9 protein-coding genes and 1 pseudogene are annotated in these 10622 nt (G+C 50.8%); 9 read left to right on the top strand and 1 reads right to left on the bottom strand.

The genetic code is table 11. The features are described 5' to 3' along the window. Positions 1-522: DUF3617 domain-containing protein (locus IPK30_11980; protein ID MBK8103948.1), on the bottom strand; the 522-nt coding region annotated here is incomplete at its 3' end. A gap of 74 nt (positions 523-596) precedes the next feature. On the opposite strand from IPK30_11980, the pseudogene IPK30_11975 reads away from it, so the two are divergent. From IPK30_11975 to IPK30_11935, 9 genes and pseudogenes are all read left to right on the top strand, one after another. Continuing rightward, positions 597-662 (top strand): annotated as a pseudogene (locus IPK30_11975) (hypothetical protein). A gap of 6 nt (positions 663-668) precedes the next feature. Next, positions 669-2243, top strand: coding sequence for an FG-GAP repeat protein (locus tag IPK30_11970; protein ID MBK8103947.1), 1575 nt, complete (start codon positions 669-671; stop codon positions 2241-2243). Between the two features lie 237 nt (positions 2244-2480). After that, a complete protein-coding gene (locus IPK30_11965) occupies positions 2481-2726 on the top strand; it encodes a type II toxin-antitoxin system Phd/YefM family antitoxin (GenBank protein ID MBK8103946.1) in 246 nt (81 codons plus the stop codon). Further along, a complete protein-coding gene (locus IPK30_11960) occupies positions 2723-3109 on the top strand; it encodes a type II toxin-antitoxin system VapC family toxin (GenBank protein ID MBK8103945.1) in 387 nt (128 codons plus the stop codon). The genes IPK30_11965 and IPK30_11960 overlap by 4 nt, the downstream gene beginning before the upstream one ends. A 61-nt stretch (positions 3110-3170) precedes the next feature. Next, a complete protein-coding gene (gene alaS / locus IPK30_11955; GenBank protein MBK8103944.1) occupies positions 3171-5810 on the top strand; it encodes an alanine--tRNA ligase in 2640 nt (879 codons plus the stop codon). Between the two features lie 16 nt (positions 5811-5826). After that, on the top strand, positions 5827-8253 hold the full coding sequence (locus IPK30_11950) for a DNA translocase FtsK 4TM domain-containing protein (GenBank protein MBK8103943.1): 2427 nt from the start codon (positions 5827-5829) through the stop codon (positions 8251-8253). Between the two features lie 2 nt (positions 8254-8255). Then, entirely contained in the window at positions 8256-8882 is a 627-nt protein-coding gene (gene lolA, locus IPK30_11945) for an outer membrane lipoprotein chaperone LolA (protein MBK8103942.1), read from the top strand. Continuing rightward, on the top strand, positions 8882-10246 hold the full coding sequence (locus IPK30_11940) for a replication-associated recombination protein A (GenBank protein ID MBK8103941.1): 1365 nt from the start codon (positions 8882-8884) through the stop codon (positions 10244-10246). Before lolA ends, IPK30_11940 begins: the two co-directional genes overlap by 1 nt. Continuing rightward, positions 10243-10617 (top strand): CrcB family protein, encoded by a 375-nt coding sequence (locus tag IPK30_11935; protein MBK8103940.1) that lies wholly within the window; start codon positions 10243-10245, stop codon positions 10615-10617. Before IPK30_11940 ends, IPK30_11935 begins: the two co-directional genes overlap by 4 nt. Positions 10618-10622 lie beyond the last annotated feature (5 nt).

Genomic DNA, 10622 nt, shown 5'->3' with positions numbered 1-10622 from the left:
AGAGCAGCTTGCGCTCAACCAAGTACCGTAGCTTCTGTTGTCTATATTTTGTGCAATGCCGCGAATGGTAACGATAAATTGTGAAGTGGCCTCCCAGTGTTTGCTGTCTAGTAGCCTCATCGTAGTAACACCAAAACCACTGGGCGCTTCGCATTGCGTTTGAAAAATTAACACATTACCGATGCGTTTTCCTTTGCTTACTGTGCAGCCACTGCCGTTGTCATTCACAAAATCATTACTCGCAATTTGCTGCTCGCTTACGCAAATGCTGGCCGTGCCGTCGCCGTTCAAGCGCGTGTGATTTTGTTGCAGCATATTGTTGATATGCACTTGCAGTTTTTGAGGGCCTTTGCTGATGAGATTTCCTAAATCTGGCACCGCGTGGCCAAACAGTGAAGTGGTGCTTTCTATTTGCCACAAGCCAGCTTGCGGTGTTACGCGCTCTGGTGCGGCGAGTGCGGAAAAACTGAGTGAGCAGAGCAGTAAGCTTGTGGTGATAGATTTCAGAAAGAATGTTTGCATGCTTGAAGGTTTTGTATATGAAAAAAGATTAGTGTATAAACTTCGTTGCACAATAATAGTGTCAAAATTGCTACAGGGAGCACACCTGTGCACTAGATAATACCGGTGTGGTGTGCTGGGGATATAACGGCTATGGTCAAAACACCGTGCCTGCACTGAGCAATCCTGTTGCGGTGGAAGCAGGGTATGAGTACACCTGCGCGGTGGATGACACCGGCGTGCATTGCTGGGGGAGTAATGATTCCGGTCAAATCACCGTGCCAGCCGGTTTGATCCCCAAGGCGTTGGACAACTGCCCACAAGAACCCAACAACGATCAAGCCGACGACGATGGCGACCACTTGGGCGATGCCTGTGATCCGCTGCTCACCAATGGCAATGCCCTGAACACCGTGGACAACGAGATAAAAGCCGAGAAATTCGGCTCGGTGGTGGCGTATGTGGGCGATTTCAACGGCGACTATTTTGGCGATTGGGCGGTGGGCACCCCGCGCTATGACATTCCTGCGACACCACCGCTCAAAGCCGTGAAAGACGCAGGGCAGGTGAAGATTATTTCCGGTAATAACAATGATGTGCTGGCGCACTTTGAAGGCGCAACTGCCAAAGAGGGTTTTGGTGCGGCCTTGGCAGGCAATGCCGATGTAAATGGCGACGGCTTGATGGATGTGGTGGTGGGTGCACCACTGGCAGACCTGCCCACACTCAAAGATGTGGGCGCCGTGACCGTGATTTACGGCTGCGCTGGCATTGACTGCGCTACGGCCGACGGCCTGATCAGCAGCACCGCCAAAACCGGCTATGGCTCTGCCGTGGCTTTAGGTGATGTAAACAATGACGGCAAAGCGGATGTGATCATCGGTGAACCGAAAGCCACTAACGACCAAGGCGATAAGCCACTGAAACAAGCTGGCAAAGTGACAGTTCTTTCCGGTGCGAACTTCTCATCTGCCCCCTTGTTGACGGTGTACGGTCAAACCGCCGGTGCCTTGGCAGGCTCTGCCGTGGCAGCGGGTGATTTCAATGGCACGGGCGGCGCAGAAGTAGCTGTAGGCGCACCGAAAGACGATGACACCGAAGCCCTGCCCAAACCGCTCAAAGATGCGGGCAGTGTGAGGGTATACACCAGCGGCAGCATCACCCCGATCTATACCCAGCCCGGCACAGCGGCGAGCCTCTACTTTGGTACGTCTGTAGCGGCGAATGCCGATGTCAATAAAGACGGCGTAAACGATGTGCTGGTAGGTGAACCCGGTTGGGATGACACCGCTTCCAAGCTGAAAGACGTAGGTGCTGCTGTGGTGCTGTACGGCAGCAACAGCAACAACTACAGCCGCAGTGACGACAAAATTGGGACAGAAGCCAAAGCCAAGCTCGGCACTGCTGTGGCTCTGGGTGATGTAAATGCCGACGGTTATGCGGATTTAATCCTCAGCGCACCGAAAGGTGATGACACCACTCAAACCAAAACCATAAAAGATACCGGCAGCGTGCAAGTGTTCTCGGGCAACGGCTTTACCGCCTTGGGCAACACGCAGTATGGCGCAGCGAAAGGCGATGGTTTTAGCACCAGCCTTAGCGCTGGTGACATCAACGCCGATGGCAAAGCCGACATCCTCATCGGCATCTCAGGCAAAGATGTCTCCGTCACCATCGAGGGCAAAACCACAGTGCAAAAAGACGCAGGCAGTGCCACCATCCTCAATGCGACTGCCTTGTAACAGGTAGGGGCGCTGCTGGCTGCGCCCTTATTCCGGTATTCAATCGTCGCGCCAAGGTGGCGCTCCTACAAATAAACACACAACCTCGTAGGAGCGGCACTTTGCCGCGATCAATAAAGAGCAAGCCGCTGCGCGAACCACCTCCTTTTGTCAGGGGAGCATTTTGGTTTCTTTCTCTCTATTTATTTGAGCTTAGCTAGACTAGACTAACCCTGTGTGTTATTCGGGGTTAGTCTGATGCTGTCAATCAACATGTTGCAAGCAAAATCCTCTTTGTCGCGTCTGGTCGAAGCCATAGAAGGCGGCAAGGAGCGCGAAATCATCATCGCCCGCAACGGCAAGCCTGCTGCCAAGTTGGTGCCGATAGATGCGGTTATCCGTGGCAAGCGCTTGGGTGTGGCAAAAGGGCTGTTTGATGTGCCGGATGACATCAATCAGCACAACAGCGAAGTGGCTGAGCTGTTTATGGGCGGGCATCAATGAATTTGTTGCTGGATACACAGGTTGCGCTGTGGGCCATCACCGATAGCTCGCGCTTGCCAGCGGCAGCCCGCGACTTGATTGCCGCAGAAAAGACAACGGTGTGGGTCAGCGCGGTCAGCGTATGGGAAATTGCCATCAAGCATGCCTTGGGGCGCGGGGATATGCCGGTGTCCGCTCGTGATGCGATGTGCTATTTCGAGGAGTCTGGCTATCGGTTGTTGTCGATAGCGCCTGAGCATGCAGCGGCTGTTGAAGACCTGCCGCCACACCATCAAGACCCGTTTGATCGCCTGTTGGTGGCGCAAGCACTCACCGAGCCTTTGCGTTTAATGAGCAATGATCCGCTAGTCGCGCTTTACAGCGACACCGTGCTTCGGGTGTAGCGGTCTCGTCGTATAATCACCCGCACTTTTGTCTGTATTTTCCAGCACTTATTGAGTAGTTATGAAAAGCGCCCAAATTCGCCAAGCCTTCCTTGATTTCTTTGCCAGCAAAGGCCACACCATGGTGTCCAGCAGCTCGCTGGTTCCGCATGAAGACCCCACCTTGCTGTTCACCAATGCGGGTATGAATCAGTTCAAAGACTGTTTCTTGGGGATGGATAAACGCGCCTATGTTCGCGCGGTCACTTCACAAAAATGTGTGCGCGCTGGCGGCAAGCACAATGATTTAGAAAATGTCGGGTATACCGCGCGTCACCATACTTTTTTTGAAATGCTGGGCAACTTCAGTTTCGGGGATTATTTCAAGCACGACGCCATTCGTTTTGCGTGGGAGTTTCTCACTTCGCCAAAATGGTTGTTCATTCCACAAGAAAAATTATGGGTGACGATTTACGCCACCGATGACGAGGCATTTGATATTTGGCACAAGGAAATTGGCCTGCCTGCTGAGCGCATTATTCGCATAGGCGATAACAAAGGTGCACCGTATGCTTCCGATAATTTTTGGGCGATGGGCGATACGGGGCCTTGCGGACCTTGCACAGAAATTTTTTACGATCACGGCGAACATATTTGGGGTGGATTGCCCGGCTCGCCCGAAGAAGACGGCGATCGCTATATCGAAATTTGGAACAATGTATTCATGCAGTTCAATCGCACAGTCGATGGCGAAATGCACCCACTGCCAGCGCCCAGCGTGGATACCGGCATGGGCTTGGAGCGTATTTCAGCGGTGATGCAGCATGTGCACAGCAACTACGAAATTGATCTATTTCAGACGCTGCTCGCCGCCGCCGCCGAAGCAGTGGGTTGCAATAATGAGGGTCAAGCGTCATTGAAAGTGTTGGCTGATCACATTCGTTCTTGTTCATTTTTGATTGCCGATGGTGTTACGCCTTCCAACGAAGGGCGGGGTTATGTGTTGCGCCGTATCATTCGCCGCGCTGTGCGTCATGGCAATAAGTTGGGCGCGAAGGATGTTTTCTTTTACAAAATTGTTGCAGCGCTTGCGCAAGAAATGGGTGATGCCTATCCAGACTTGAGAAAGCAACAGGCGCATATTGAAAAAACACTGCTCGTAGAAGAAGAGCAGTTTGCACGCACTTTAGAGAATGGCCTGAAAATTCTTGAACAAGATTTGGCTGAGATGAAAGGCAAAGTTATTCCGGGAGATGTGGTGTTTAAGCTGTATGACACCTTCGGTTTTCCGGTGGATTTGACGGCGGATATTGCGCGCGAGCGCGATTTGACCGTCGATGAAGCTGGTTTCGAGCGGGAGATGGAGAAACAGCGAAAACGCTCGCAGGAAGCTGGCAAATTTGAGTTGGATTACAACACGCTAATTAAAATAAATGTCAAAACCAATTTTACAGGTTATAGCGGCATTAAAGGGCACGGGAAGGTAGTGGCGCTGTATCACGGTGCGGAGCAAATTGATGCACTGCGTGAAGGTGATCATGGCATCGTCGTGTTGGATAGCACGCCGTTTTATGCTGAATCTGGTGGGCAAATAGGCGATGCCGGATTTCTCTACACGCAATTTGCGCACTTGGATGTCAACAATGTGACCAAGAGCGGCAGCGCAATTTTGCATCATGTGACGATGACGCGCGGCTATATCAAATTAGGTGATGATTTGTATGCCAATGTGGCTGCGGACGCGCGTTTAGCGACGGCTTCCAATCACTCGGCTACGCATTTGCTGCACGCGGCACTAAGAAAAGTATTGGGTACACATGTGCAGCAAAAAGGTTCTTTGGTGGATGATCAACGCCTGCGTTTTGATTTTTCGCATCCAGAAGCCATCACCGATGAACAGTTACAAGCGATTGAAACACTTGTGAACGACGAAATTCGCCGTAACACCGCTGTTGAAACCACGGTAGGTGACATGGACACCGCCAAAGCCAAAGGCGCGATGATGTTGTTCGGTGAAAAATATGGCGACAGCGTGCGCATACTCAGTATGGGTGCTGGTTTTTCGGAAGGGCATCCCTTCTCTGTGGAGCTGTGTGGCGGTACGCATGTGACGCGCACGGGTGACATTGGTTTGTTTCGCATAGTGTCGGAAGCGGGTGTTGCTTCTGGTGTGCGCCGTGTAGAAGCAGTGACTGGTAAAGCGGCTTTGGCGCGTTTTGATGCGATAGAAATGGAAGTGGACAATGCTTGCGCTGTACTGAAAACCAATCGCGCCGGTTTTGCCGACAAGGTGCAAGCACTGGTAGAAAACAATCGTCAATTAGAAAAACAATTGGCGCAGTTAAAAATGAAATTGGCGAGCGGCGGTGCAAGTGATCTCAGCGCGCAAGTAAAAGAAATCAACGGCGTGAAAATGTTGGCAGCGCAAATCGACGGTGCAGATATCAACGCACTGCGCGCTACATTGGATCAAATGAAAGATAAGTTGAAATCAGCGGTGATTTTGCTGGCTTCAACGGAAGGTGAAAAAGCGACGCTGATTGCTGGTGTAACGGCTGACCTCACGGCGCGTTTCAAAGCGGGTGACATTATTCGTGACCTCGCGCCGTTGGTGGGCGGTAAAGGCGGTGGTCGTGCGGATATGGCGCAAGGTGGCGGCACGGATGTGGCAGGTGTGTCGAAAGCGTTATCTGAATTAGAAAACTGGATTAGCCAGCGTTGAGTGCGATAAAAAAATCATGGCTAGACCAGCAAATAAAATTTCTACCCGTCAAAAAGAATCGCCCTTGCAAGCGTCGGCGCGTCTGCAGGTTGCGCCTTCACGCGCCAATCTCGCTGTAGCGCGCGGTGTGCGTGAAATTGGTTTGTTGTTTTTGGTGTTGTTCATTCTGTTTGTGTTGGCGGCGTTGTTGACTTACAGCAGCGCAGATCCTGGTTGGTCTAGCACCGCATCAATGAGTGATATGGCGGGCGGTATACACAACTTAGGTGGCTATCTGGGCGCTTGGTTGGCGGATGTGTTGTTTTCTCTTTTTGGACGACTCGCGTATTTACTGCCCATTGTGTTGGCGGTCTACAGCGCGTTGCGCGTACAAAAACGCCACCGCCTAGAGCCACTTGATCCAACCATGTTGGCACTGCGTTGCATCGGTTTGATATTGCTGATGGTGGCCGGAACCAGTATTGCAACACTGCAGTGGCCAACAGCTGTAACCAGTGAGTTGCCATTTTCTAGCGGCGGTTTGATCGGACAAGGTGTGGCGCAAGCAGCCGAACGCATGTTGGGTTTGTTGGGTGCCACCTCATTATTGAGTGTGATTTTTTTATTTGGCTTGACGATTTTTACCGACCTTTCCTGGCTGTGGTTGATGGACGAAGTTGGGCGTTTGATGCTCTCGTTAGTTGGGCAAACGCGCAGCACCGTGATTGAAGTGCAGCGCGATCGCGATGAGAAACGCATAGCTGACGATGCGCGTGAAGAGCGACAGCGCGCAATGGACGCACAGCGCTTGCGCATGGAAAAACGCAAAACGCCTGCGCCAGTGATTGTTGAGCCACCTGTCTTGGTAGAAAAAGTGCAGCCGAGCAAACGCGTGGTGCGTGAAAAACAAGTGCGTTTGTTTTCTGATGATGCAGTGGCAGGAGAGTTGCCTGCATTGGCCTTGTTAGATAGAGCGAAAGCGGCGGATAAACGCGGTTATTCGCAAGAATCTTTGGAAGCGATGTCGCGCTTGCTAGAAATTAAATTGCTAGATTTCGGTGTAAGCGCGGAAGTGGTTTCTGTGCAGCCTGGTCCTGTTATTACGCGCTTCGAAATTCAACCTGCAGCAGGAATTAAAGCGAGTCGTATTTCCGGTTTGGCAAAAGATTTGGCGCGTTCATTGGCGGTAATCAGTGTGCGCGTAGTAGAAGTGATTCCTGGTAAATCCTATGTCGGTATTGAAGTGCCGAACGAGCAGCGTGAAATTGTGCGTTTGGGCGATGTGTTGGCGTCACAGGCTTATGACGACGCAAAAAGCCCGCTCACGCTCGCGTTAGGGCATGACATTGCTGGCGTGCCAGTGATGGCGGATTTGGCAAAAATGCCGCACTTGTTGGTGGCAGGTACAACGGGTTCGGGTAAATCGGTCGGTGTAAATACCATGCTGATGAGCTTGTTGTTCAAAGCAGGGCCAGACGATGTGCGTTTGATTTTGGTCGATCCCAAAATGTTGGAATTGTCCGTGTACGAAGGCATTCCGCATTTATTAACGCCAGTTGTAACCGACATGAAAGATGCGGCGAACGCTTTGCGCTGGTCCGTTGGTGAAATGGAACGACGCTATAAATTGATGGCAGCACTCGGCGTGCGCAATCTCGCCGGTTACAACAAAAAAGTGCTGGATGCAAAAGCTGCAGGACAAGCTATTGCGGATCCCGTTTGGCGACCTGATCCGATGGCGTTTGAACCGGTTGATCAACAAACTGCGCCGGTGTTGGATAAGCTGCCATATATCGTCATCGTGATTGATGAATTTGCAGACATGATGATGATCGTCGGCAAAAAAGTAGAGCAATTGATTGCACGCATTGCGCAAAAAGCACGCGCGGCCGGTATACATTTGATATTGGCAACACAGCGCCCATCGGTGGATGTCATCACGGGTTTAATCAAAGCCAATATTCCAACGCGAATTGCGTTTCAAGTGTCATCAAAAATAGACTCGCGCACGATTATTGATCAAGGCGGCGCAGAGCAATTGCTCGGTCACGGCGATATGTTGTATTTGCCGCCGGGCAGCCCAGTACCCATTCGTGTGCACGGTGCGTTTGTTGATGACCACGAAGTGCATAGCGTGGTGGAAGATTGGAAGCGGCGCGGCGAACCCAATTACCTCGAAGAAATTATGCAGGAACAGACGGGCGTGTTTGTGCCTGGTTTTTCCAGTGGTGATGAAGAGGGCGGCGAAGGCGGCGATCCTGAGGGTGATGTGCTATATGACAAAGCTGTCGCTTTTGTGTTGGAAACGCGCAAAGCTTCAATTTCTGCTGTGCAAAGAAAATTTCAAATTGGCTACAACCGTGCTGCCCGTTTAGTTGAGGCGATGGAAGCGGCGGGCGTGGTGAGTGCTATGAACAGCAACGGCAGCCGCGAAGTGCTGGCGCAAAATCATTCTATGAGGTAAATATGAAAAAGCTTGCTGCTTGGGTAATGTGTCTTGGCATCGCGTTATCTTTTTCTTCCGTGCAGGCAGATGCCTTGCAAGAATTACTGGCTATTCTGGAACCTGTCAAAGGGATTCAGGCAGATTTTGTGCAAGAAGTGCAGGATGCTAAAGGCATGGTTCAGCAGCAAAACAAAGGCCTATTGAAAGCCATGGCTCCGAATCGGTTTTACTGGGAAACAGCGGAGCCTTTTCCACAAAAAATTATTACTGATGGTAAAACGCTGTGGGTGTATGACCCGGATTTGCAGCAAGTGGCTATTAAACCTTTCGAAGAAAACTATGCCAAGACGCCGGCTATGTTATTTGCCGGTAATGCGGCGGTGATTAGTCAGCAATTTACGGTGGAAAAAATTAAAGGCATGGCGCAGGGATTTCATTTGTTGCCTAAACAACAAAGTGATTTGTTTGCTTCATTGGATATTGTGTTTGAAAAATCCGTGCCTGCTAGCATGACAATTTTGGATGCCATGCAACAGAAAACGACCATCCAATTTAGTAATGCAAAAGTTAATCCGGCGCTGGTTAGTGCCGTGTTTCAATTTGAAGTGCCTGCCGGTACCGATGTGATCCAAGCAAAAGCACAGTAATGGCTGATTTGTTCGACAAAACATCTTCAAGCTCTGCACAGCCTCTGGCAGCACGCCAAAGGCCGCAATCACTTGAGCGTTATGTCGGGCAGTCGCATCTTCTAGCATCTGGTAAAGCCTTGCGTGAGGTGATCGAAAAAGGACATCTGCACTCCATGATTTTCTGGGGGCCACCAGGTGTTGGGAAAACGACACTCGCGCGCTTACTGGCGGCGCATGTGCAAGTGCATTTCATTGCTATCTCTGCGGTGTTTGCTGGTGTAAAAGATATTCGTGCTGCGATGGATGAGGCGCGCAGTATGCGCGATCAATGGCAAAAGCGAACACTGTTGTTTGTTGATGAAGTGCATCGTTTTAATAAATCTCAACAAGATGCTTTTTTGCCCTACATTGAAGACGGCACTGTGATTTTTGTCGGCGCGACAACTGAAAACCCATCGTTTGAATTAAATAATGCTATTTTGTCGCGCTGTCGTGTGTATGTGTTGCAGTCACTCACAGACGATGAGTTGCAGCAAGTGCTTGATAATGCTTTGCGCTATGACGCTGTACTGCAAGCGCGCCGTGTGCAAATAGATAAAGATGCGCTGCACATTGTGGTGCGTGCAGCACAGGGTGATGCCAGAACTGCATTGAATTTGCTGGAAATGGCGTCGGATATTGCCGAAGTGCAAACCAATGGCGATGCTCTCATTAACGAAGCTGTGCTGGCGCGTATTCTGCAGGGCAATATTCGTCGTTTTGATAAGGGCGGAGAAATTTTTCATGATCAAATTTCTGCCTTGCACAAGGCGGTGCGCGGTTCCTCGCCCGATGCAGCTTTGTACTGGTGTCTGCGTATGTTAGATGGCGGTTGTGATCCGCTGTATGTGGCACGCCGTGTGGTGCGCATGGCGAGTGAGGATATTGGCAATGCGGACCCGCGCGCTTTAGAAATTGCGCTGAATGCATGGCAAGTCGTAGAGCGTTTGGGTAGCCCTGAGTCGGAATTAACCTTGGCGCAAGCGGTGATTTACATGGCCTGTGCGCCGAAAAGCAATGCGGTGTATCAAGCGTTTAATCAAGCCAGAAAATTGGTGGCAGAAGCGGCAGATTACGAAGTGCCTTTGCATATTCGTAATGCGCCCACGAGTCTGATGAAAGATTTGGGGTATGGTGCGGAGTATCGCTATGCACATGATTACCCAGATGCTTTTTCTGCTGGGGATAGTTATTTTCCTCCTGAGTTGCAGGATGTTGTTTTTTACGAACCAACTACACGCGGTTTAGAGCAAAAAATTTCTGAGAAGCTGGCGCGCTTGGCGCAATTAAACAAGCAGAGTGCTTGGCAGCGATACGGCAAACAGAGCGGAGGCAGTGTATGAATGCTTTGCTGGTAGCTGTGGGTGGCGGTATCGGTGCGCTAACGCGTTATGCGTGCATGGTATTGTTTGCCGGCATCACGCGTCATCACATATTTCCTTGGGTGATATTGTCGGTCAACACGGTGGGTTCTTTGTTGGCAGGTGTGGCATTTGCATTGGTACATGACAGACAGTGGCTCACTGTGGCACAACAACATTTTGTAATTGTCGGTTTTCTCGGTGGGTTGACGACCTATTCCGCATTCTCTATGGATACTGTGCGTTTGATGCAGGCTGGCGGGTGGTTGTCGGCGTTAAGTTATGTGGTTGCAACAACAGTGTTGTGTTTTTCTGCGACGGCTCTGGGTGTCGCTTTGGTGCGAATGAGTTAGTTTTA

The sequence above is a fragment of the Cellvibrionales bacterium genome (genome assembly GCA_016713115.1).
Classification (GTDB): Bacteria; Pseudomonadota; Gammaproteobacteria; order Pseudomonadales; family UBA7239; genus UBA7239.
This window is presented reverse-complemented; position numbering and strand designations above follow the sequence as displayed.